General features: G+C 69.5%; 25 protein-coding genes and 1 pseudogene. 15 read left to right on the top strand and 11 right to left on the bottom strand.

Features of this window, described 5'->3' with window-relative positions; translation table 11 throughout:
* Nucleotides 1–236: 236 nt before the first annotated feature.
* Complete coding sequence (locus ACWD3H_RS34255) at nucleotides 237–500, bottom strand: hypothetical protein (RefSeq protein WP_451957932.1); 264 nt, start codon at nucleotides 498–500, stop codon at nucleotides 237–239.
* 61 nt (nucleotides 501–561) lie between these two features.
* Here ACWD3H_RS34255 and ACWD3H_RS34250 point away from each other — a divergent pair, with 61 nt between their 5' ends.
* Nucleotides 562–927 (top strand): ArsR/SmtB family transcription factor, encoded by a 366-nt coding sequence (locus ACWD3H_RS34250; protein ID WP_355569261.1) that lies wholly within the window; start codon nucleotides 562–564, stop codon nucleotides 925–927.
* A 101-nt stretch (nucleotides 928–1,028) separates the two neighbouring features.
* Entirely contained in the window at nucleotides 1,029–2,303 is a 1,275-nt protein-coding gene (locus ACWD3H_RS34245; RefSeq protein WP_451957931.1) for an MFS transporter, read from the top strand.
* A gap of 83 nt (nucleotides 2,304–2,386) precedes the next feature.
* On the opposite strand, the gene ACWD3H_RS34240 is transcribed toward ACWD3H_RS34245, so the two are convergent.
* Nucleotides 2,387–2,761: an ATP-binding protein gene (locus tag ACWD3H_RS34240; RefSeq protein WP_451957930.1), complete on the bottom strand. Its 375-nt coding sequence runs from the start codon at nucleotides 2,759–2,761 to the stop codon at nucleotides 2,387–2,389.
* Nucleotides 2,762–2,999: 238 nt separating this feature from the next.
* Between ACWD3H_RS34240 and ACWD3H_RS34235 the strand changes: the two genes are divergently transcribed.
* From ACWD3H_RS34235 to ACWD3H_RS34205, 7 genes and pseudogenes are all read left to right on the top strand, one after another.
* Nucleotides 3,000–3,290 (top strand): hypothetical protein, encoded by a 291-nt coding sequence (locus ACWD3H_RS34235; protein WP_451957929.1) that lies wholly within the window; start codon nucleotides 3,000–3,002, stop codon nucleotides 3,288–3,290.
* A 39-nt stretch (nucleotides 3,291–3,329) separates the two neighbouring features.
* On the top strand, nucleotides 3,330–3,557 hold the full coding sequence (locus ACWD3H_RS34230) for a hypothetical protein (RefSeq protein WP_451957928.1): 228 nt from the start codon (nucleotides 3,330–3,332) through the stop codon (nucleotides 3,555–3,557).
* Nucleotides 3,558–3,831: 274 nt separating this feature from the next.
* Nucleotides 3,832–5,103: a GAF domain-containing protein gene (locus ACWD3H_RS34225; protein ID WP_451957927.1), complete on the top strand. Its 1,272-nt coding sequence runs from the start codon at nucleotides 3,832–3,834 to the stop codon at nucleotides 5,101–5,103.
* Between the two features lie 199 nt (nucleotides 5,104–5,302).
* Nucleotides 5,303–6,820, top strand: coding sequence for an aldehyde dehydrogenase (gene adh, locus ACWD3H_RS34220; protein ID WP_451957926.1), 1,518 nt, complete (start codon nucleotides 5,303–5,305; stop codon nucleotides 6,818–6,820).
* A pseudogene (locus ACWD3H_RS34215) lies at nucleotides 6,820–7,206 on the top strand (DUF779 domain-containing protein); the annotation flags it as partial. The gene adh and the pseudogene ACWD3H_RS34215, both read left to right, overlap by 1 nt.
* Nucleotides 7,207–7,354: 148 nt before the next feature.
* On the top strand, nucleotides 7,355–8,248 hold the full coding sequence (locus ACWD3H_RS34210; protein WP_451957925.1) for a hypothetical protein: 894 nt from the start codon (nucleotides 7,355–7,357) through the stop codon (nucleotides 8,246–8,248).
* Nucleotides 8,235–9,452 carry a helix-turn-helix domain-containing protein gene (locus ACWD3H_RS34205; RefSeq protein WP_451957924.1) on the top strand — a complete coding sequence of 406 codons (1,218 nt, stop codon included), beginning with the start codon at nucleotides 8,235–8,237 and terminating at the stop codon, nucleotides 9,450–9,452. Before ACWD3H_RS34210 ends, ACWD3H_RS34205 begins: the two co-directional genes overlap by 14 nt.
* On the opposite strand, the gene ACWD3H_RS34200 is transcribed toward ACWD3H_RS34205, so the two are convergent.
* From ACWD3H_RS34200 to ACWD3H_RS34180, 5 genes are all read right to left on the bottom strand, one after another.
* Nucleotides 9,427–9,651, bottom strand: a complete 225-nt coding sequence (locus ACWD3H_RS34200; protein ID WP_350921311.1) for a hypothetical protein — start codon at nucleotides 9,649–9,651, stop codon at nucleotides 9,427–9,429. The two genes, ACWD3H_RS34205 and ACWD3H_RS34200, sit on opposite strands and share 26 nt — an antisense overlap.
* Before the next feature lie 163 nt (nucleotides 9,652–9,814).
* A complete protein-coding gene (locus ACWD3H_RS34195) occupies nucleotides 9,815–10,279 on the bottom strand; it encodes a hypothetical protein (protein WP_451957923.1) in 465 nt (154 codons plus the stop codon).
* Between the two features lie 98 nt (nucleotides 10,280–10,377).
* On the bottom strand, nucleotides 10,378–11,190 hold the full coding sequence (locus ACWD3H_RS34190; protein ID WP_451957922.1) for an SAM-dependent methyltransferase: 813 nt from the start codon (nucleotides 11,188–11,190) through the stop codon (nucleotides 10,378–10,380).
* A gap of 153 nt (nucleotides 11,191–11,343) precedes the next feature.
* The gene (locus tag ACWD3H_RS34185) at nucleotides 11,344–12,258 is read right to left on the bottom strand and encodes a helix-turn-helix domain-containing protein (RefSeq protein ID WP_451957921.1); all 915 of its coding nucleotides are present in this window, start codon (nucleotides 12,256–12,258) and stop codon (nucleotides 11,344–11,346) included.
* A 178-nt stretch (nucleotides 12,259–12,436) separates the two neighbouring features.
* On the bottom strand, nucleotides 12,437–13,078 hold the full coding sequence (locus tag ACWD3H_RS34180; protein ID WP_451957920.1) for a DUF6907 domain-containing protein: 642 nt from the start codon (nucleotides 13,076–13,078) through the stop codon (nucleotides 12,437–12,439).
* Between the two features lie 327 nt (nucleotides 13,079–13,405).
* On the opposite strand from ACWD3H_RS34180, the gene ACWD3H_RS34175 reads away from it, so the two are divergent.
* Nucleotides 13,406–13,960 (top strand): PepSY domain-containing protein, encoded by a 555-nt coding sequence (locus ACWD3H_RS34175; protein ID WP_451957919.1) that lies wholly within the window; start codon nucleotides 13,406–13,408, stop codon nucleotides 13,958–13,960.
* A gap of 176 nt (nucleotides 13,961–14,136) precedes the next feature.
* Here the strand turns inward: ACWD3H_RS34175 and ACWD3H_RS34170 are convergent, their stop codons facing one another.
* On the bottom strand, nucleotides 14,137–14,799 hold the full coding sequence (locus tag ACWD3H_RS34170) for a hypothetical protein (RefSeq protein WP_451957918.1): 663 nt from the start codon (nucleotides 14,797–14,799) through the stop codon (nucleotides 14,137–14,139).
* 125 nt (nucleotides 14,800–14,924) lie between these two features.
* Here ACWD3H_RS34170 and ACWD3H_RS34165 point away from each other — a divergent pair, with 125 nt between their 5' ends.
* The gene (locus ACWD3H_RS34165; protein ID WP_350957177.1) at nucleotides 14,925–15,137 is read left to right on the top strand and encodes a hypothetical protein; all 213 of its coding nucleotides are present in this window, start codon (nucleotides 14,925–14,927) and stop codon (nucleotides 15,135–15,137) included.
* A gap of 126 nt (nucleotides 15,138–15,263) precedes the next feature.
* Nucleotides 15,264–15,536: a hypothetical protein gene (locus tag ACWD3H_RS34160; RefSeq protein ID WP_355563894.1), complete on the top strand. Its 273-nt coding sequence runs from the start codon at nucleotides 15,264–15,266 to the stop codon at nucleotides 15,534–15,536.
* Between the two features lie 214 nt (nucleotides 15,537–15,750).
* On the opposite strand, the gene ACWD3H_RS34155 is transcribed toward ACWD3H_RS34160, so the two are convergent.
* Nucleotides 15,751–16,371: a uridine kinase gene (locus ACWD3H_RS34155; protein ID WP_451957933.1), complete on the bottom strand. Its 621-nt coding sequence runs from the start codon at nucleotides 16,369–16,371 to the stop codon at nucleotides 15,751–15,753.
* 303 nt (nucleotides 16,372–16,674) lie between these two features.
* Between ACWD3H_RS34155 and ACWD3H_RS34150 the strand changes: the two genes are divergently transcribed.
* Nucleotides 16,675–17,067 carry an isoamylase early set domain-containing protein gene (locus ACWD3H_RS34150; protein WP_355563888.1) on the top strand — a complete coding sequence of 131 codons (393 nt, stop codon included), beginning with the start codon at nucleotides 16,675–16,677 and terminating at the stop codon, nucleotides 17,065–17,067.
* A gap of 147 nt (nucleotides 17,068–17,214) precedes the next feature.
* Here ACWD3H_RS34150 and ACWD3H_RS34145 read toward each other — a convergent pair whose 3' ends face one another.
* The gene (locus ACWD3H_RS34145; RefSeq protein ID WP_451957917.1) at nucleotides 17,215–18,321 is read right to left on the bottom strand and encodes an acetate/propionate family kinase; all 1,107 of its coding nucleotides are present in this window, start codon (nucleotides 18,319–18,321) and stop codon (nucleotides 17,215–17,217) included.
* A 207-nt stretch (nucleotides 18,322–18,528) separates the two neighbouring features.
* Between ACWD3H_RS34145 and ACWD3H_RS34140 the strand changes: the two genes are divergently transcribed.
* Nucleotides 18,529–18,897 carry an STAS domain-containing protein gene (locus ACWD3H_RS34140; RefSeq protein ID WP_350921280.1) on the top strand — a complete coding sequence of 123 codons (369 nt, stop codon included), beginning with the start codon at nucleotides 18,529–18,531 and terminating at the stop codon, nucleotides 18,895–18,897.
* A gap of 110 nt (nucleotides 18,898–19,007) precedes the next feature.
* Here the strand turns inward: ACWD3H_RS34140 and ACWD3H_RS34135 are convergent, their stop codons facing one another.
* Nucleotides 19,008–19,226 (bottom strand): EF-hand domain-containing protein, encoded by a 219-nt coding sequence (locus ACWD3H_RS34135; protein ID WP_355563881.1) that lies wholly within the window; start codon nucleotides 19,224–19,226, stop codon nucleotides 19,008–19,010.
* Between the two features lie 248 nt (nucleotides 19,227–19,474).
* Here ACWD3H_RS34135 and ACWD3H_RS34130 point away from each other — a divergent pair, with 248 nt between their 5' ends.
* Nucleotides 19,475–19,957 (top strand): GNAT family N-acetyltransferase, encoded by a 483-nt coding sequence (locus tag ACWD3H_RS34130; RefSeq protein ID WP_355563878.1) that lies wholly within the window; start codon nucleotides 19,475–19,477, stop codon nucleotides 19,955–19,957.
* Nucleotides 19,958–20,034 lie beyond the last annotated feature (77 nt).

Genomic DNA, 20,034 nt, shown 5'->3' with positions numbered 1-20,034 from the left:
AGCGCGACCAGGTGACCGTAGGCGCCCAGGTAGGGCTGCAGGTCGGTGACCGGGCGGCCGTCCTTGCTCACCTTCAGGGTGAGCTTGCTGGAGGCACCGGGGGTGAGTGCCCCGTCGAGCTCTACGGTGTAGCCGTCGACCGTGGACCTACGGTTAGCCGCCGGGCGTACAGCCCCGGCGGGGGCAAGATAGGTCGTGATGCTCAGCGCCTATGTCTGAACCCGTCTTCGAAGGGGTCAGCCTTCGATGTCGTGGGTGATCGTCAGCAGTGTGCGGATGCCGATCGCGGTGTTGCGCAGCACGTCGTGGGCGGAGGTCAAGGCTTTCGCCGCGATCGGGTTGAGGGCTTCTATTGCGGTGGTGTGGTAGCCGCAGGTGACGGCGGCCTCGGCATTGACGGCGAGCCGGAGGGTTGTGACTTTCGGCGTTGAGCGGGGTCTGATTACCGAATGTCGCACCGCGGCGGAGACCGGAATCCAGCCGCGGCGTGCACCTCGCACTGCCTGCGACGTGGTCGGATCATGGAAGAGAGGGGGATGCCCACCGCCCTACGATGGCTGCATGTCAGAGCGCGAGCGCCCTTCGTCCTCCTCTGCCGTCCATCGGCACCAGCGGACTCCTGATCGGGAACAGCTGGAGAAGGCGAGTGCGGTGTTCGCCCTGCTGTCCGATCCCACACGGCTGCATCTGTTGTGGCTGTTGGCCGCGGGGGAGATGGACGTGACCGACCTGGCTACGGCCAGTGGCGCGGCCCGGCCCGCTGTCAGCCAGCATCTGGCCAAACTCCGTCTGGCGAACCTGGTGCAGTTCAGGAAGGAGGGCCGCCGCGCGGTGTACTCGCTGCGCGACGGGCACCTGCGCAGCCTTGTGGTGGAGGCGCTGAACCATGCCGACCATAAGGTGACCGGCGAACCCTGGCACTCCTGAGGCCCGAACGGGGAATTCCTCCGCCCTCCCTGCTGTTCAACGCGTGCATAACTGCGCACATAAGCACGTTGAGGGCCGCTGTGGCCTGAGAGGGCGGGGTCATGTTCTTCGTACTACGTAATCGCACCTACCGGCACCTGTTCGCCGCGCAGGCCATCGCCCTGGTGGGCACCGGGCTGGCGACCGTGGCACTGAGCCTGCTCGCCTACGACCTGGCCGGGGCGAGCGCCTCCGCGGTGCTCGGTACCGCGCTGGCCATCAAGATGGTCGCCTTTGTCGGCATAGCCCCAGTGATCAGCGCTTTCGCCGACCGCATCCCGCGCCGGACCCTGCTGGTGGCCGCCGACCTCATCCGCGGCGGCGTCGCGCTGGCCCTGCCGTTCGTCACCGAGGTGTGGCAGATCTACGTCCTGATCTTCCTCCTTCAGGCCGCCTCGGCGGCCTTCACCCCGACCTTCCAGGCGACCATCCCCGAGGTGCTGCCGGCCGAGCGTGACTACACCCGGGCGCTGTCGCTGTCTCGGCTCGCCTACGACATGGAGAGCCTGTTCAGCCCCGTGCTCGCGGCCGGGCTGCTGACCCTGATCAGCTACAACTGGCTGTTCTTCGGAACCGTCCTGGGGTTCTTGGCCTCGGCCGCGCTGGTCGTATCCGTCGTCCTGCCCAGGCCGACACCGGTCCGGCGCAGCGGCGGCGCCTTCGCCAAGGCCACCTACGGCGCCCGGCTCTTTGGGGCCACGCCGCAGCTGCGCGCCCTGCTCGCCCTGAACATGAGCGTCGCGGCCGCCGGCGCCATGGTCATCGTCAACACCGTCGTCCTGGTCCGCGATCACCTGGACCGCACCGCAGGTGACGTCTCGATCGCACTCGGCGCGTTCGGGGCCGGATCGATGGCCGTCGCCCTGCTGCTGCCCCGCGTGCTGGACAGGCTCAGTGACCGCAGGGTGATGCTGCCCGCGGCTGTCGCTCTCTTCGTGGTCCTGGGCGCGTTCACCGTCGGCCTGGCGGCAGGCGTCCTGTCGTGGTCATGGCTGCTGATCGCATGGGCGCTGCTGGGCGCCGCGACATCCGCGGTGCTTACTCCGACCGGTCGCCTGATCCGGCGCGCCGTGCCGTCCGCCGACCTGCCAGCCGCCTTCGCGGCGCAGTTCTCCCTCTCCCACGCGGCCTGGCTGCTCACCTATCCACTGGCCGGGTGGTTGGCCTTCAGCGTCGGGATGGTCGCGGCCGCCGCCGTACTTTCCGCGATCGGTTTCGTCGCCGCCGCAGCGGCCTGGGCTCTTTGGCCCACTGAGGCGGCAGTCCGCTCCGCCGCCGCGCCCAGCTACCAGCTCACCCGAAGTGACACCGAGGAGGAGCATCAGCTGGCCGCTTGATGGGTGTCGGTAAGAAATGTGTCCTGCGCCCCAACCGTAGGATTTCCGCTGACCAGAGGCACCGCTTACGCTCCTTCCGAGATTCAGGGCCACGCCGTCAACTGGAACCACACCGACTTGCCGTAGGGGTTGAGGGTCCAGCCCCAGTTATGAGAGAGGTCTTCGACGATGGCGAGGCCCCTGCCGGAGGTGTCCAGAGGGTCTGCCTGTCTCATTCGGGGGACGGCTATGCAGGAGTCGTAGACGTCGACGGTCATCAGCTCCTTCTCTCTGGTGATCCTGATGCGGATGGCGGTTGGGTCGGGGACTGCTGATGAGCCGTATGCGATCGCGTTGGTGACAAGTTCGGAGACCAGGAGTTCGGCGATTTCCGGGATGTCTTCCGACGTGTTCCAGTCGGTGGCAATGTCCCGGACGAATCGGCGGACGGAGGCCACGTTTCTCGTTTCGCGCGGCATCCATCTCTCCCCCAGCACGGCCAGGGAAAGATCCAGCGTGTAGCGATATTCGGTCAGCGCCGTGTACGCCTTGAGAGCCGTTCAGCAGGAAGATCAGTCAGAGGGGCACAGCAGCACACTCGCCTCGTTGCCCATGCACCATCACGTCGCGAAACGTCGGTAGCCGGATGTCGTCCGAGTGGCTGCGGAGTCACTGCCACCGCTTCAGGCTGGTGGCAGGAACGGAAAGGTGACAGCGATGACCGCTCAGCCCGTTGGCGGATACGAGACCAGGCAGCCGAGGCTGCCTCGGACCATCGGTGCGATCTCCGACGCGCTGCGCGGTGGCCGCCGGGCCCAGTTCTTCGCCGAGTTGCTGGAAGCCCAGCAGGGGCCGGAGCTGGACGGTGTCCTGAGCGCCTGGTGGGGCCGGGCGATGCTCGACACCGATCCTGACCGCGACCGCGTTCACGCCGCCGCCGAGGCGGGCACGTTGCCGACGTCGACCATGGAGAAGATCACCCGTCGGCGGGAGCGCAACGTTTCGTGAGCGAGGACGACGACCTGTGGCCGGTTCCTCCCTTCCGAGATGGTGGCCGACACTCTCGCCGATCCTGCCGTGTCCGCCGAGGTGTTCTCCACGGTGGCCGCACTGACGGTGGCGATCTGTGAGAACCCGTGGCTGACTGGAAGCAATCAGCTTGGCGCCGATCCTGACTGGCGGGAGATTCTGATTCCCCACGGATACGGCATTGCCGAATACCGGATCGACAGAGACGATCAGCATGTGATCTTGACACGGGTCGTCCTGTTCTGATGGCCTGTACGGCCACTTAACTCTTCCCTATCGCTCAAATACTTTTCGTCAACGGCATACCGGTGGCCTCCGGCCGCAGGAGCCTGATCTCCGTCGCCTCCCGTACGACCCAGCCGTCGTCCAGCCGCCCTGGGCCGGCATCGCGAGAGGCGGACGGCGGCGCCTTCCGTGAGTGTCCCGCCCGCCTGAGATGTTAAGCGCCGTCCCGAAGGGGTGCGCCGTGGCGCGTGGTGAGGCATCATCACGGTAGGCGTCAACGGGTTTGAGGCGGGTCATGGAAGGAAACCAGGCGCTGCGCCGGCATCGCACCAACCTGGAACTGGAGTGGACACGCTGGCTCCAGGGTGGGCGTCCGCATGACCGCGAGCGGCTCAGGAAGGAGATCGTCGACTCCTGGCGCCGGTCCATCGCGACGGTGCGACCCGAGCAGGACAGCGCCCCCGAGGAAGGCGAGGCCCGCCAGCGCTGGCGGCAGTCGCCGCTGCGTGAGCCGCTGACCGCGGTCGCCGACGAGTTGCGCGGGATCGCCGAGGACGGCGGCTTCATCGCGGCGGTCACCGACGAGACGGGCACCATCATGTGGACCTGCGGCGGCCGGGTCATGCGGCGGCGGGCCGAGGCGGTGAACTTCGCCCCCGGGGGCCGCTGGGACGAGCAGGCCATGGGCACCAACGCCCTCTCCCTCGCGCTGCGCACCGGCCGCCCGACCCAGGTGTTCTCGGCCGAGCACCTCGTGCGGGCCCTGCACGGGTGGGTCTGTTACTGCGCCCCGATCCGGGCCCCCGGCGGCCAGGTTCTCGGCGTGCTCGACCTGTCGAGCACCTGGGAGCGCTCGCACCCCCTGGCCATGCCCGCGCTGCACACCCTGGTCGGCGGCATCGAGAGCCGCCTGGCCGAACGGATGGGCTCTCCCTCCGCGGGCGGGCCTTCCGTCCAGGGCTCCTTCGCCGGGGGTCCCGGCCGGAACGGCGGCTCCGGCCTGCGGCTGCGCGCCCTCGGCGGCGCCGGGCTGACCCGTGACGGCGTTCCCGTACGGCTGCCCCCTCGCCAGTTGGAGATCCTCACCCTGCTCGCTCTCGCGGGACCGCAGGGACCCGGGATGTCCCCCGAGCGGCTGATGGACGAGCTGTACGGCGAGCGGCACGTCGCCGCGACCACCCTCAAGGCGGAGGTCTCCCACCTGCGGCGGGCGCTCTCGGGCGCGCTGGCCACCCGGCGGTACGAGCTGACCGCGCCCGTGGGCTGCGACGCCGCCGAGGTGCTCGCCGCCCTCCGCGCCGGGCGGGTGGAGGAGGCGGCGCGGCTCTACGGCGGCCCCCTGCTGCCGTGGTCCGACGCGCCGGGGATCAGGACCTGGCGCGAGCACATCGAGGTCGCGCTGCGCGAGGCCGTGCTCCGGTGGCATGGCCCGGCACCGGTGTTCCGCTTCGGCGAGCTGCACCCGTACGACCTGGAGATACACGAGCGGGCCCTGGCGGTCCTCGGGCCCGGTGACCCGCGCAGGGCGGTGGCGCTCGCCCGCCACCGCACGGCGCGGAACGACTGACCTCACCTCTCGGCCGCCCCTCGGCACCGTCGCCCGTCCGGAGGCTCCGGACGATCATCTGGCAGCCCGCCCATGGCCCCCGTGCCGCCCCGGGGCTGCCCGGGGCGGCCCCGGCACCGTCCACCCTGACGCCAACCTTTCACCAACCTCGCCCATCCATCGTTGGCTCTGTTACAGCCATGTGAAGGAGGGCGAAACCATGGTCTACGCACCACCCGGTTCCGAAGGAAGCATCGTCACCTACGCCTCCCGGTACGACAACTTCATCGGCGGCGAGTGGGTGCCCCCGGTGGACGGGGCCTACTTCGACAACCCGAGCCCGATCACCGGGCAGACCTTCACCAGCGTGGCCCGCTCCACCGCGGCCGACGTCGACCTGGCGCTGGACGCCGCCCACAACGCGGCCGAGGCCTGGGGCCGGACCTCGCCCGCCGAACGGTCGAACATCCTCAACCGGATCGCCGACCGCATCGAGGAGAACCTGGAGCGGCTCGCCGTCGCCGAGACCTGGGAGAACGGCAAGCCGGTACGCGAGACGCTCGCCGCGGACCTGCCGCTGGCCGTCGACCACTTCCGCTACTTCGCCGGGGTCGTCCGCGCCCAGGAGGGCGGGATCAGCCAGCTGGACGAGGACACCGTCGCCTACCACTTCCACGAGCCGCTGGGCGTGGTGGGTCAGATCATCCCGTGGAACTTCCCCATCCTGATGGCGGTGTGGAAGCTCGCCCCCGCCCTGGCCGCGGGCAACTGCGTCGTCCTCAAGCCCGCCGAGCAGACCCCCGCCAGCATCCTGCTGGTGATGGAGCTGATCGCCGACCTGCTCCCGCCCGGTGTGATCAACGTCGTCAACGGGTTCGGCGCGGAGGCGGGCCGGCCGCTGGCCTCCAGCCCGCGCGTGGCCAAGGTGGCCTTCACCGGCGAGACCACGACCGGGCGGCTGATCATGCAGTACGCCTCGGAGAACATCATCCCGGTGACGCTGGAGCTCGGCGGCAAGAGCCCCAACATCTTCCTTCCCGACGTCACGGCCTCCGACGACGACTTCCTGGACAAGGCCGTCGAGGGTTTCGTGATGTTCGCCCTGAACCAGGGTGAGGTGTGCACCTGTCCCTCGCGGGCCCTGATCCACGCGTCCATCTACGACGACTTCATGAGCAGGGCACTCGACCGCACCAGGGCCATCGTCGGCGGCGACCCGCTGGACCCGGCCACCATGATCGGTGCGCAGGCGAGCAACGACCAGTACGAGAAGATCCTGTCCTACATCGACATCGGGCTGAAGGAGGGGGCCGAGCTGCTCACCGGCGGTGGCCCGCGCACGGTTCCCGGCCTGGAGGGCGGCTACTACATCGAGCCGACGATCTTCAAGGGCACCAACGACATGCGCGTCTTCCAGGAGGAGATCTTCGGGCCGGTCGTCTCGGTGACGACCTTCGACTCGGAGGACGAGGCCCTGAAGATCGCCAACGACACCCTGTACGGCCTGGGCGCCGGAGTGTGGACCCGCGACATGAACACCGCCTACCGGTTCGGCCGGGCGATCAAGGCCGGGCGGGTGTGGACCAACTGCTACCACGCCTATCCGGCGCACGCCGCGTTCGGCGGCTACAAGCAGTCGGGCATCGGCCGCGAGAACCACAGGGTCATGCTGGACCACTACCAGCAGACCAAGAACCTGCTGGTCAGCTACTCGCCCAAGAGACTGGGCTTCTTCTGATGCCGACCGGCCCCACCGGTGAGCCGCACCCGCTCCGAGTGGAGCGGGTGCGGCTCAGCCCCGCCGCCGAGGAACTGCTGACCGTGCTCCACGGACGACACGGCCCGTTGATGTTCCACCAGTCGGGCGGCTGCTGCGACGGCAGCTCGCCCATGTGCTACCCCCGGGGCGAGTTCCGGGTCGGCGGCGCGGACCTGCTGCTGGGCGTGCTGGCCCTGGACACCCCGTTCTGGATCAGCGCCTCCCAGTACGCCTACTGGCGGCACACCCACCTCACGGTGGACGTGGTCCCCGGCCGCGGCGGAGGATTCTCCCTTGAGGCCCCGGAGGGGGTGCGCTTCCTCATCCGCTCCCGGCTGTTCACCGACGAGGAGGCCGAGCGGATCCGCAAGGAGCCTCCCCCACCGAGCGGGGCCGCCGGCGACACGGGGGATGGGCAACATCAAATAGAGTCACAGCGGGAGTACGATGCACGGAAATGAAGTGTCGGCGGTGATCGTCTGACACCGGGCGAAGCGTGAGCGGAGGTCGCCGATGGGCAGGGGGTCGTCGTCGCCGGACCAGGCCGGGGTGGCACAGGCGAAGCCGGGCCAGGCGGGGTCAAGCTGGGCGAGGGAACGGTTCGGCGAGCGTGCCGAGGTCGTACGGCGGCAGCTGGCCGCCTCGCTGCTTGAGGCGATGGGCAACGCGCAGGACGCGCAGAGCTCCGCGCACAGCGACAAGCGGTACACCTACGGCTTCACCATGATGGCCAGGCGCTACGAGGCGCTCGCCGAGGGACTGCGTGACGAGCCGGGCTTCCGGCTGGTCAGGCCGCATGGCTCGGCGCACCACCTGGTGGTGCTCGGCGGAAACCTGCTGCTGCCGTTCCGCTACGCCGAGGACGACCGCACGCCGATCTCCGAGGCCCGGATCAGCGACGGCCGCATCTCCTCACTGGTCCGCGAGCTGTTCGACCGGTTCGGCCCGGCGACCTCCTACCGCCAGGAGGAACTGGACCTGGCGCTCGACGGGGGAAGTGCCCAGGAGGAGCTGGACCTGTCCGCGGGGGCGGACGGTCCGGCCACGGTCCGCCCCGCGCTCACCGGGCTGCCCGACGAGACCCGGCTGGTCCCGGTCGCCTACGCGGGCAACGCGCAGGCCGGCCTGCTGCGGCTCTACTGGGGCGAGGCGGAGCTCGTCGACGAGTTCGGCAGGATCCGCTGGCTGCACCACGAGCCGATCCCGCTGCCGGCCGCCTCCACAGGTCCCCTCAGCGGCCTGTGGGCGACGGAGCCCGGTGCCGCGTCGCGTTTCGACGGCGGTCTCCTGCCCGACCTCGCGCTGAGCACGCGGTCTTCAGCCGAGCGGAAGAATGGCAAGATCTTCCCCGTAGGCAGTGAGGCACCAGAGGAAACCGCGGTCACCGGCGACAATGAGCAACCGTAACCAGACCCCCCTGTCCGGCGTCGCCGAGGGCGGCCCGAGCCCGCAGGCCGTCACCGACGCGTTCGACCAGGCGCGGCTGACCCAGGCGCGGCAGCTGGCTGGGATGACGAAGAAGGACCTGGCCGAACGGATCGGCGTCACCCCCGCGGCGGTGGGGCAGTACGAGACGGGCATGACCCGTCCACGCCCCGAGCTCGTTCCCCGCCTGGCCGACGTGCTCGGCGTGCCACCGGCGTTCTTCCTGCTCGGCCGCCCGCACGGCAAGCTGGACGGGTCCATGGCGCACTTCAGGAGCCTGCGCTCCACCCGTGCCCACCAGCGCGCCAAGGCCGCGGCCTTCGTCGAGCAGGTCTGGGAGCTGGCCCACGCCCTGGAGAAACAGGTCAGGCTGCCGGATGTGGCCCTTCCCGGTTTCTCCGGCGGCGAGGTCCACTCCGGTGTCGAGTTGCCCCGCGACCCCGTCCAGGCCGCCCGCGCCCTGCGGCGGCTCTGGCGGCTGGGCACCGGCCCGCTGTCGCACGTCGTCCGGCACATGGAGGCGCAGGGGATCGTCGTGGTCCTCCCTCCGCCGGACGAGGACGCCACCACGGTGGACGCCTTCTCCACCTCTCAGCTGCCGCGCCCGATCGTGGTGCTGACCGCCAACCGGTTCGACGACATCCACCGCTACCGCTTCACCGCCGCCCACGAGCTGGGCCATCTGGTGCTGCACGGTGACACGGCCTCGGGAGACACCCAGCAGGAGCGCGAGGCCGACGTCTTCGCCGCCGAGTTCCTCACCCCGCGCGACAGCATCCTGCCCGAGCTGCCCGGCCGCCTCGACCTGCGCAGGCTGGTCGAGCTCAAGCGCACCTGGGGCGTGTCCGTCGACTCCCTGCTGTACCGCTGCCGCGAGGTCGGTCTGATCTCCGACTCGGCGGCGAGCCGCGCCTACCAGCGGCTCAAGACGCTCCGCGACCAGCCGGGCTTCGCCGCCGAGCCGATCAGCGGCTACCCCGGCGAGCGGCCCGTGCTGCTGCGCCAGGCCTTCGACCTGGCCGTCGGCGAGACCGGCCTCACCATGGAGCGGCTCGCCGCCCAGCTGGCCTGGCCGGTCTCCCGGGTGCGTGAACTACTCGACCTGCCCGACCAGCGCCCGGCGTTGCGCCTCGTACCCGACGCGTCCGCGGCAGGCGGTCCTACTCGTCTTCGACACGCTCCCTGATCCATTCCATGCCGTCCTGCCAGGAGGCGAACGCCTGGAGATAGCGGCCGTCGCGGGCGTGGAAGGCGTGATACCGGAAGTCCCCGTCGCTGCCCGTACGGATCAGGTCGTAGACGTCACCCTTGGAGCGGTACCACACGCACTCGCCGTCAGCGGGACGCGAGGACGAGGCATAGGCGAACTCACGCGTGATGGACATGTGACGGATGCTACGGATCGACGAATCCGCAGGCAATGCCGTATCCATTTCATTCAGGGATAAAGTTCGCCCTTCCGGATGGCTGACGCACCCGGCATCCGGGTGGTAAGCGGCCTCGGCCCGTACCAGGCGGGCATGCCTGGCACGGGCCGAGCCCCGACCGTCACCCGGCGGGCGGTGTGGGGGTGGGGCTCACCCGGTGGTCGGTCAGGTGCAGGTCGCCTCCGAGCGTCTCGCGCAGCTCGTCCAGGACCTGCCTGGCGCCGAGCACGGTCCACAACTCCCCGACGAGATGGGGGTTGTACTCCGGCGCCTGGTCCATCCACTGGTCCTTGCCGTGCTGGGTGACGAAGGTGCTGATGAAGAACCGGCCGACGGGGGTCTTGCAGGCTCCGGTACGGATGTCGACCGCGTCGACCTGGATCTTGACCTTGCAGCCGACCTTCTTGGCGAGCTGCTCGACCGTGGGCGGCGGCCCCGCGGGGACCGCGTTGCCCGCCGCCGCGGCGACGGGGGCTCCCGCGGGCCGGCCCGCGCTGCAGGCGAGGGAGAACGACAGGGCGAGAATCGCCGCGGCGATCACGCGGGCGTTCCTGGCGACACCGGACTGGCACGAATGTGTCAACATCCTGGAGATACGCCCATCCGCCCCGATAAGTTCACCGTCCGCCGGGTGGGAGCGTCCCCGGACGATGCCGGTCGTCCGGGGACGGTACGGGGCGCCGGTCAGGGAACCCGGCCGACGGCGCCCACCGTGACGGCGCCGGCTCCCGGCGGGATGACGACGTCGCTGGGGTCGGGCCGCCAGTCGTAGACGGGCACCAGACCGGGTTCGAGGATCTCCAGCCCGTCGAACAGTTCGCGGATCTGGGTGAGGGTGCGGGGGAAGACACCGCCCGCGGTGGTCGTGCCGTAGACCCCACGGCCCTGGCGGACCTGCTCCTCGCTGAGGTCGCCGGAGGTGACGTGGGAGATCACCACGTGGCTGCCCGAGGCCAGCCGCCGCCCGAAGGAGGTGGCGATGTCGGCGGCCTCCTTGTCATCCGCGACGAAGTGCAGGATGGAGACCATGAGGACGGCGACCGGCTGGTCGAAGTCGATGCGCTCGCGGACCTCGGGGTGATCCAGGATCGCATCCGGCTCCCGCAGGTCCCCGGAGATCACGGTGGTCTGCGGGTTGTCGGCGAGCAGCGCGCGGGCGTGCACGAGCACGATGGGATCGTTGTCGACGTAGACGATCCGGGAGTCGGGCGCCTCGCGCAGGACGACCTGGTGCACGTTCTCCTGCGTCGGCAGGCCGGTGCCGATGTCGATGAACTGGCGGATCCCCGCGGCGGCGAGATGCCGCACGGTGCGCCCGAGGAAGGCGCGGTTCGAACGCGCCACGTCCTTCACGTTGGGGACAAACTCCACGATCCTGTCACCGGCCGCCCGGTCGGAGGCGAAGTTGTCCTTGCCTCCCAGGTAGTAGTCGTACATACGGGCCACACTCGGGATCGTGGGGTCGATTCCCGCTGGGGCCTGCTCGCGCTCAGTCATATCCTCGCCTTCACCACTCTTTCCCGGCATGCTAGACGAGCGGCGAGCATTTCAGATCATGAAACGACATATCATCTGATCGACAATTAGGACGGCCCCAAACTCTCGGGCAGCGCATCCCCCCGGAACCCACCGGCGAACGGCCCTCCCGGATCAGCCCGAGAGCTCCTCGCGAAGGTCCTCCAGGAACCTCCGGCTCTCGGCGAGGGAGTACGCCTGGATGCACAGGCGGTCCATGACCTGCATGTAGTGGTCGGTCTCGTCGAGCTTGTCCAGATAGAGGGCGCTGGTGAGCTGTTCCATGTAGACCACGTCGGGCAGGTCCCGCTCGGGGAAGCGCAGGATGGAGAACGGACCGCCCGCCGCGGCGTGGCCGCCCCGGTCGAACGGCATGATCTGCAGCTTGACGTTGGGCAGCTCGACGGCTTCGAGCAGGTGGTCTATCTGGGCGCGCAGCACCTGGGGCCCGCCGATGGGCCGCCGCAGCACGGCCTCGTCCATCACCGCCCAGAGCGTCGGAGCGTCCGGCCTGGTCAGCCGCTGCTGACGGGCCATACGGAGCGAGACCCGGCGGTCGACCTCGCTCGCCGAGGCGCCGCCGTGCACGAGCATGATGACGGCCCGCGCGTATTCGGGGCTCTGCAGGAGGCCGGGGATGAACTGCACCTCGTAGGTCCGGACCGTCGAGGCCGCCTCTTCGAGCCCGACGTAGACCTCGAACCAGTTGGGGAGCAGGTCGCCGTACTTGTGCCACCAGCCGGGCGCGTTGGCCTGACGGGCCAGTGTCAGCAGCGGGGCCCTTTCCTCGGTATCGGTCACCCCGTACATCGTCAGCAGATCCGCGACATCGCGCTCCTTGAAACCGACTCGCCCGAGCTCCAGCCGGCTGATCTTGGCATGGGAGGCGCGGATGGCATAGCCGGCCTGCTCGCGAGTGATGTCCTTGGCGACGCGCAGCCTCCGCAGCTGGGCACCGAGGAGAATGCGCAGGATGGTGGGGCCGCCGCCCCCCGCGTAGGTGAGAACACCGCTCTGCGCGCCGCCGTCCTCGGCGGTCTGTCCGGCCATATCGGCTCCCTGTCGCACCTTCCTACGGTGCCACAGTTTCACATATACGGTGCGAATCTCACAGTCCCGCTAGGCGCGCACTTGCGCATGCACTTGCAATCGCATGTGCATACATCGACAAATCTTCCTTGACAGCTCATTTTCCGACTCAGGACCCGTGTCCGAAACCTCATCGAGGCTACCGACCCGAGGCGAGGTCGCAGGTGTCGTCGTGCGGGACACCCCGGCCGGCCGCGGTACGGCGGGACAACATGCCGCGCACGATGTCGCACAGCTCGCTCGTCTCCCTCGGCGACAGCACCCGGCTGAGGCGGCGCTCGACCACTCCCCCGTTCAACGGTCCCGGCGCCTTCGTCACGTTGAGGTAGCCGGACAGGAACGCGATCCGGAACAGCTTCTCCTGCGAGGGCGACTCGGCGGGGACGCGGCCCGTCTCGCCGGCCCGGGGCACCTCCAGCCCACCGAGCAGCAGGTGCGCGGCGGCCCGTTGCAGGGCCAGCCCGTACGCGCGCACGGCCCCGTCGGGGGAGAAGGCGACGATCGAGCGCCCGACGGCCTCGGCCGAGCCGGGCGACAGGTCGGCGATGCCGGTCTCCTCGCCGAGGCGGGTGTAGACGCGCACGACCTGCTCCCCCACGTACCCGGGTTGGAGGTGCTGGGAGAGCGTGACCGTCACCGTGGACCCGTCGGGGTTGTGCACCTCGGCGATGTCGGCCGCGTGGGTGACGTAGGTGGTGGAGTGCACACGCTCGCACCATGGAGGGCACGGAGTCTCGATGTGGGAGCGAGAAGTCCCGACAGAGGCAGTGAGGTCGTCCATCCCGATCCTTCCAGCGTGGAGATCCGCGTCATCGACGGCGTGCGGGCGCGACGGCGGATCGCGCCCGGCCACGAGCCGGGGACCGCCGCTCGGGTCCGTGCTCGTGCCGGTCGGTTTCGAGGTCGCTTTCACCCGCAGGTACGCAGGGCCGGCGTGCCAGGTTCAGCCCAGCCCAGGTGATCGGCACGGCCTGCCGACCCGCGAGGAACTCGGCCTGCTCTCCCTCTCGGCGGGCGAAACCATCCGCTGAACCGACCGACGGACCTTAACCTGCTTTTAGGGTTGGCGCAGCGTGGCGCTAATGGGGTACCCGGCAAGCTCGGGGACATGCGAAACACTACGAAACTCACCATCGCCGCCACCGGACTCCTCGCCGTCATCGCCGGAGGTGGCGCGGTCGCCTCCGCCGGAACCACGACGCCCACCCCGGCCCCCAGCGGCACGGCGACGACGCCCGCGCCGGTGAATCCGACGCCCGACGCCGAGAGCACCCCCGCGCCCGGCGAGGCGGAGGCCAAGATCTCGCGGGACGAGGCCGTCAGGATCGCTCAGGAGAAGGTGCCCGGCGCCAAGCTCGTCAAGGTCGAGTTCGACGGCGACGAGACTCCCGCCAACTGGGAGGTCGAGCTCCGCGAAGGCGATGTCGAGCACGACTTCGACGTCGACGCCGCCACCGGCGCGATCCTGGAGCAGGACCGGGAGGCCGTGGACGCCGCCGACGACAACGCCGCCGACGACAGCGCCTCCGACGACAACGCCACCAACGGCAGGGACGACCACGGCAACCGGGATGACAGGGACGACCACGAAGGCCGGGACGACCACGGCAACCGGGATCACCACGACGACCGGGACGACCACCACGACCGGGACGATGACTGACCGCCTGACCGGCGTGAGGAGCCCGTGGCGCCCCTGTGCCACGGGTTCCCCCCGCCGAACCGGCTGCTCCTCCTCGGACCGCGGGGCGCGGTCCCCGGCACCCCGCACGACCTCCTCTGCGGCACCTTCCCGGACGTACCCCCTGCCCGTGAGGACGGCCGCGGAGGACGCGGCCGTCAGCGCCGCCGCACCCGGTAGGCCAGCGCCACGAGGGCGGTGACCCCCAGGAGCCCCGCGACCAGGTACGAGGGCCGCCACCAGGAGCCGCGCTCCACGACCGCCACGGTGGTCATACCGCCGGGTGCATCCCCCGCGGGCGCCGCCGCCGGGGTGGCGACGGGCGTGGTGGGAGTGCTGGAGGCGGCATCGCCCAGGGGGACGGCCGGCGGCCGGATCGCCCCCCAGTGCTCCTGCGGCGGCTGGGCGGCGATCGACTGCCTGAAGTCACTGGGAATCGGGGCGATCTCCAGCCTCCCCGGCACGGTGAGGGTGCCGATCCGGTGGGACGGGAACCAGCCCTGGACGGCCTCCACCTCCCACGTTCCCTCGGGCAGCGAGATCGCGGCGGCGTAGTGGGCGGGCTCCTTCAACTCCACTCCGACAAACTTGAGGCTTTTCTTCCCATCCGTGAACTTCAGTGCGACCTCGCCCAGGTCGTCGCCCAGGTACGGGTGGGTGCCGTGCTGGAGCAGCCAGAAGCCGAGCGTGTACGTCGTGTCCGGGTCCGTCTCCGCGGGAACCGGGTCCATCACGGTGATCGCCCAGCCTCCGGCCCGCGCCGGTGCGGCCAGGGCCAGCAGGGGGACGATGAACGCCAGGAGGATAAGGATTCGTCTCATGCGGGAGGTACACCGGCCGGGCCGGCCAGGTTCCCGTCACCGGGCGGGTGCGAGGCCGGATCGGCGGGCACGGCGAGACGGCCACGGCCGGGAGTCGAGGCCGAAAGCAGGGGTATGGACAGCAGATGAGCCTTCAGGAAGAACTGCGGCAGGTCGAAGAGGATCTGGAGAGACTGCGTAACGAGGTCGCCGAGATGCGCAGGCAGGTCGGAGAGCTCGGCCCCACCGACCCCGTCGAACGATCAATGATGATCAACCAGGCCGACGAACAGGAGATCCTCGTCAGCGAGCTCGACGCCAGGCGCGAAGACCTCCTCAAGCGCCTCGGCAAGGAGTGAACGGGACCACCGACGCCAAGGGGCCCCCACCTGCGGTTCGTCACATTCGGTTATCTATGATTTCCCAGGGTAACCATAACAGCGAACCACCATCAGGGGGATGAAATGATCAGTACGCTTCACAAAATGGGCGTGAAGTCCAACGCGATGTACATCGCCGGAATCGCCTCGGTCGGCCTGTCCTTCGCGGCGTGGCTGGCATCGAATTCGGCGGAGAAGGCAGGCATCGACCGGGCGGACCGGTGGGGGATCTTCATCGGTGAGTGGGCACCCACCTTCTTCGGGATGGGGATCGCGCTGCGCATGGAGGAGGCCCGCGACGAGATGCGGCCGACGGAGCAGGAGATGCTCCACGGCACGTACTCCGAGGGCAGAATGCCCTCGCGCGCGGGTGTCTAGGCCCTGTCTCGCGGATCTTGCCGTGGCGAGGATCGGTCAGGTGGTGCCTCGCGAGGCGGAGGAGGTCACCGCGGCGTGCCGCGGTGACCGACGGCAACGCGGCGAGGCGCCACCTGACCGTGCCGTTGGATGATCGAAGGCGGGGCGTGTCCACCAGGACGCACCCCGCCTTCGTGCCCGGCCCTCATTCCCGCTCCGCCCGCCGGAAGACGGGTCACGGCGCTGTGACCAGGGCCGGATGTCTCGGGTCGTCGACGCGGACGACCATGTCGGCGACCCGCGCCGGCGCGACCTCCGCCTCGTAGCGCGCGTAGGCGGGCAGCGTCCAGCGCTCCTCGTCCGGGGTGCGCCGGGCGAGCGCGCCCGGCGAGAGCCTCAGGTGCACGGTCAGGTCGAACGGCAGCCCCCTGCCCAGCAGCAGCGGACCGGCCAGCAGCAGCACCCCACCTGGGGGGACGGTGACATAGGGCGCGCGGGTGGCCCGATCGATCGTGCTGTCCCACAGCGTGGGCAGCACCTTCCCCGACCGGCCGGGAGCAAGCGGCCCCAGAACCTCGCGGACCAGCCCTTTGTAGTCGAACCAGTCGGTGTAGAAGGAGTCAGGATCGGTCCTGCCGTACTCGAAACGGAGCGAGGCCGGGCGCAGGAAGTCGGCGGAGAGGACACGGAGCACCTCCCGGCCGCGGAGCCGGAGCGGGTCGACCAGCTCGTCGGCGAGATCCCCGGGCCGCGCCGCCGGCGCTCCGTCGAACGCGACGCGCACCCAGGAGTCGCGGGGCTCCGCGTCCACCAGGTCCGCGATTTCCTCCACCAGTGACGACGGGGAGATCGGCATTATGTCCACTCCACCATCCTGGCCGACACCCGACCTGTCTCCGACCGTGGATCAGCCGACCGCCACGTTCGGGTCAAGGTCGGACGTGATGCCGATCAAAAGTCGGTCTGCCCGGGTTGTCCCGCCGCTACGGGCGGTAACGATCCATATGGGATCGACGGCTCGGCCGTGACTGAGCGTCGGCCTCCCGGTCGCGTCACGTCCCTGTCGGCGCGACCCGGTAGTTGGCGTGATCTTCACGTCTTTCCGCAACCGAGATCACGGCACGTTACGCACGGAGACAGTGATGTCAGGAGGATTTCAGTGATCAAGCGCGGTAAGCCGACCAAGAACGGCCAGGTCAAGCTGACTTTCACCATAGCGGAGGGCCCGGCCAGGGGAGGGGTTTCACTGGTCGGCGACTTCAACGGCTGGGACCCCTACGCCCACCCCATGCAACGCAAGGAGAACGGCACCTACCAGGTGAGCCTGACCGTCCCCGCACGGCAGCCCATCCGTTTCCGCTATCTCGCGGACGGCGGCGTGTGGTTCGACGACGCCGACGCCGATCACCACGACGAGCACGGCGGCCGGATCAACCCGGTGGACGTCCAGGAAGCGCCGGAGGGAATCACCTCGGCGCCCAGCGTCGGCAAGCCGATGCGGCAGACGCTCACGGCGGGGCGGCCGGTCACCAACTCGGTATCAGCCTCGTAAGGTCTGGCAACCACGCATGGAACGGAGTCCCGTTCGCGGGACATGCCGTTGCGCCGTCTCCGCGATCATCGGGGCGACCTGCCCCTTCCCGTCCCCGCGAGGGCGTGAAAAGGCAGGCTGCCCCGCCCGCGGACGGTGACCGGGTTCTCACGGATGACCGCCGAGCACGCCGAGGGTGTCGCGGGCGAGTTGAAGCTCCTCTCTCGGACGGATCCCCAGCACGGGCACGGGTACGCCGGGTGCGCTGACCATCCCGTCGATGTCGAGGTCGGTGCGGACGGGCGGCTCGACCCCGAGCAGCACGAGCCCGCGGCAGACGGCTTCGCGGACCTCCGGCTGATCCCAACCGATCTCCCCGGTGAAGACGAGCGCGTCCAGCCGGTCCAGGCTCGTCGCGGCCGCGGCGATCTCCCGGCTCACCCGGTACGCGAACACCTCCAGGGCCAAGGCGGGGGCGCCGGAGGCGACCAGTTCCCGGGTGTCGCCCGACTCCCCGTCCGAGAGTCCGAGCAGCCCCGACCGGTGTTCCAGGCCGTCGCGCAGTTCGTCGAGCGTGAGCCGGGAACCGGACAGCAGCCAGAGCAGCATGCCGGGGTCGACGCTCCCCGAACGCGTGCTCATCGGCACCCCCTCCAGCGGGGTGAACCCCATCGAGGTGTCCACGCTGCGGCCCTCGCGGACCGCGCACACCGAGGAGCCCCCGCCGAGGTGGGTCAGGACGACCTGGAGTGCGCGAACGGGCCGGTCAAGCAGTTCCGCGGCCCGCCCCAGCGCCCAGGCGTAGGACAGACCGTGGAAGCCGTAGCGGCGCAGGCCGTACCGGCTCCTCCACTGCGCGGGCAGCGCGTAGATGGCGGCGCGATCCGGAAGCGCGGCGTGGAAGGCGGTGTCGGGGCAGAGCACGTGCGGGAGGCCGGGCAGCCTGCGCCGGGCGGCCTCGACGAGTGCGAGCGCGGGCGGCACGTGCAGCGGGGCAAGGTCCGCGTACTCTCTTACCGCGTCCAGCACGTCGTCATCGACGACCGTCGGCTTCCGTACGGCCTCACCGCCGTGTACCAGCCGGTGGCCGACCGCGGCGAGGTCGCCGTCCGGGACGTCGGCGATGAAGTCCCCGATCGTCCGCTCCGCCGACCCTGGGTCGGGACTCCGCTCGCTGTGCTCGGTGCGCAGGACCTCGCCGTCGCGGACGAGGTGAAGCTGGAGGCTCGATGATCCCGCGTTGACCGTGAGCACTGCCAGGCCTGTGGTTCCCATTTTCCGGGCCTGCCCGGAGGCGGAACGGGCAAACGGCGTCTCCCCGAGCGGGTCCGCTTCGCGTCGGGCGCCGTCCTGACATCCGGCGGTTCACGGTCACCCGTTGAACTGTCACAAGCCACGGGCGTACGGTGGTGCTGATGGCACCAGTCCTTGCACGGCTCCCGACAGGGCGCTGTCTCCAACTGCCGTAGACAGCGGGGCGATATGACTCGGCTTTCCGTCACCGTGGACGCGCGTCCGCAGTTCTCCGTAGTGACCCTGATCGGCGATCTGGACAAATCATCGGCTCCCCTGCTGGAGGAGAGGCTCGCGGAGTTCATGAGGCGGGGCCATGTCTGCCTGGTCGTCGACACGACGGAGCTGGAATTCTGCGATTCCACGGGCATCTGGGTGCTGCTGACGAGCCTGCGGCGCGCCTACGAGCGGAAGGGCTGGCTGCGCCTCGTCGGCGTGCACGGATTCCTCGGCCGCCTGCTCGATCTGACCAAACTGCGAGACGCGTTTCCCATCGCCTCCACGGTCGAGGAGTCGGTGCGCGAACTCTCCGGTGAGAGCGTCATCGCCTCACGTTGATTCCCGGCGGCCCTCCGGCGATCGGCCCCGCGGCGGGATCGTGAGCCGGACCGTGGACACGGACATGGCTGCCGGACACGCCCGCTCCCCGGGGAGAGCGGGCGGGCGAATCAGCCGCGGGAGACCAGGCGGACGAACTCCTCGAACGAGAAGCGGCCGTCGCCGTCGGAGTCGCCGTCCCGGTTCAGCGACCCGATGGCCTCCGCGGGCAGGTCGGGGAAGTGCCCGCCGAACTCCGCCTCCGTGATGAATCCGTCGCCGTCGGCGTCGATGGCCGCGAACGCCTGCCTGAGTTCCGCCAACCGCTCCCCCGTGGGCTCTGTCGACATGGTGACCCGCCTCTCTCAACGACCCGCACTTCGATCAGCAGCCAACTTACGGGAGGAGCCACCCGCACAGCTACACCGCGATATATGTCATGTTTTATTACTAAAAATCCGCTTTGCTGGCGTGGCCCCTCCGTACCCCGCGCCTACCGAACCCAAGAGCCCGACGTGACCCGCGACTACACCTCTGACCTGCGGTGACAGCTAGTCTCCGGGTAACGCCCGCCTTTGGTCGTCAGTAGACTGCGAGCATGATTCGCCCCGCAACACCGGATGACATTCCGACGATCATCGACATGATCCACGGCCTCGCGGAGTACGAGAAGGCGCCGGATCAGGTCAAGAACACCCCGGACCTGCTCCGTGAGGCGCTCTTCCGCCCCTCCCCCAGCGTGTTCTGCCACATGGCCACCGACGGGGACAGCGCCACGGGGTTCGCGATCTGGTTCGTCTCCTACTCGACCTGGACCGGCACGCACGGGGTCTACCTCGAAGATCTCTTCGTCCGCCCCGAGCACCGGCGTGGCGGGTACGGCAGGGAACTGCTCACCGAACTGGCCCGCATCTGCGTGGAGCGCGGCTACGACCGGTTCGAGTGGTCGGTGCTCGACTGGAACGCCCCCGCCATCGACTTCTACCGGTCGCTCGGCGCGGAACCACAAGACGAGTGGGACAGGTACCGGCTCGCGGGTCCCGCGCTCGAGAAGCTCGCCGCGACGGAGAGAAAGCAGTAGTCGCACCGGGTCCGTCCTCGCCGCCAAGACCGGCCGGAACACCGTTCCGGCCGGTCTTGGCGTTTTCCGTATGGCAT

The sequence above is a fragment of the Streptosporangium sp. NPDC002607 genome (genome assembly GCF_053592655.1).
The sequence above is the reverse complement of the archived record's forward strand: the minus strand, read 5'-3'. Positions and strand labels throughout refer to the sequence as shown.

Excerpts from the sequence above, each read along its gene's own strand:
- ACWD3H_RS34145 (WP_451957917.1), bottom strand. The coding sequence starts at position 18,321 with ATGGGAACCACAGGCCTGGCAGTGCTCACGGTCAACGCGGGATCATCG.
- ACWD3H_RS34235 (WP_451957929.1), top strand. The coding sequence starts at position 3,000 with ATGACCGCTCAGCCCGTTGGCGGATACGAGACCAGGCAGCCGAGGCTG.
- ACWD3H_RS34195 (WP_451957923.1), bottom strand. The coding sequence starts at position 10,279 with ATGTTGACACATTCGTGCCAGTCCGGTGTCGCCAGGAACGCCCGCGTG.
- adh (WP_451957926.1), top strand. The coding sequence starts at position 5,303 with ATGGTCTACGCACCACCCGGTTCCGAAGGAAGCATCGTCACCTACGCC.
- ACWD3H_RS34155 (WP_451957933.1), bottom strand. The coding sequence starts at position 16,371 with ATGCCGATCTCCCCGTCGTCACTGGTGGAGGAAATCGCGGACCTGGTG.
- ACWD3H_RS34210 (WP_451957925.1), top strand. The coding sequence starts at position 7,355 with ATGGGCAGGGGGTCGTCGTCGCCGGACCAGGCCGGGGTGGCACAGGCG.
- ACWD3H_RS34230 (WP_451957928.1), top strand. The coding sequence starts at position 3,330 with ATGGTGGCCGACACTCTCGCCGATCCTGCCGTGTCCGCCGAGGTGTTC.
- ACWD3H_RS34175 (WP_451957919.1), top strand. The coding sequence starts at position 13,406 with ATGCGAAACACTACGAAACTCACCATCGCCGCCACCGGACTCCTCGCC.
- ACWD3H_RS34185 (WP_451957921.1), bottom strand. The coding sequence starts at position 12,258 with ATGGCCGGACAGACCGCCGAGGACGGCGGCGCGCAGAGCGGTGTTCTC.
- ACWD3H_RS34200 (WP_350921311.1), bottom strand. The coding sequence starts at position 9,651 with ATGTCCATCACGCGTGAGTTCGCCTATGCCTCGTCCTCGCGTCCCGCT.
- ACWD3H_RS34135 (WP_355563881.1), bottom strand. The coding sequence starts at position 19,226 with ATGTCGACAGAGCCCACGGGGGAGCGGTTGGCGGAACTCAGGCAGGCG.
- ACWD3H_RS34240 (WP_451957930.1), bottom strand. The coding sequence starts at position 2,761 with ATGCCGCGCGAAACGAGAAACGTGGCCTCCGTCCGCCGATTCGTCCGG.
- ACWD3H_RS34225 (WP_451957927.1), top strand. The coding sequence starts at position 3,832 with ATGGAAGGAAACCAGGCGCTGCGCCGGCATCGCACCAACCTGGAACTG.
- ACWD3H_RS34140 (WP_350921280.1), top strand. The coding sequence starts at position 18,529 with ATGACTCGGCTTTCCGTCACCGTGGACGCGCGTCCGCAGTTCTCCGTA.
- ACWD3H_RS34165 (WP_350957177.1), top strand. The coding sequence starts at position 14,925 with ATGAGCCTTCAGGAAGAACTGCGGCAGGTCGAAGAGGATCTGGAGAGA.
- ACWD3H_RS34130 (WP_355563878.1), top strand. The coding sequence starts at position 19,475 with ATGATTCGCCCCGCAACACCGGATGACATTCCGACGATCATCGACATG.
- ACWD3H_RS34190 (WP_451957922.1), bottom strand. The coding sequence starts at position 11,190 with ATGACTGAGCGCGAGCAGGCCCCAGCGGGAATCGACCCCACGATCCCG.
- ACWD3H_RS34170 (WP_451957918.1), bottom strand. The coding sequence starts at position 14,799 with ATGAGACGAATCCTTATCCTCCTGGCGTTCATCGTCCCCCTGCTGGCC.
- ACWD3H_RS34245 (WP_451957931.1), top strand. The coding sequence starts at position 1,029 with ATGTTCTTCGTACTACGTAATCGCACCTACCGGCACCTGTTCGCCGCG.
- ACWD3H_RS34205 (WP_451957924.1), top strand. The coding sequence starts at position 8,235 with ATGAGCAACCGTAACCAGACCCCCCTGTCCGGCGTCGCCGAGGGCGGC.
- ACWD3H_RS34160 (WP_355563894.1), top strand. The coding sequence starts at position 15,264 with ATGGGCGTGAAGTCCAACGCGATGTACATCGCCGGAATCGCCTCGGTC.
- ACWD3H_RS34250 (WP_355569261.1), top strand. The coding sequence starts at position 562 with ATGTCAGAGCGCGAGCGCCCTTCGTCCTCCTCTGCCGTCCATCGGCAC.
- ACWD3H_RS34180 (WP_451957920.1), bottom strand. The coding sequence starts at position 13,078 with ATGGACGACCTCACTGCCTCTGTCGGGACTTCTCGCTCCCACATCGAG.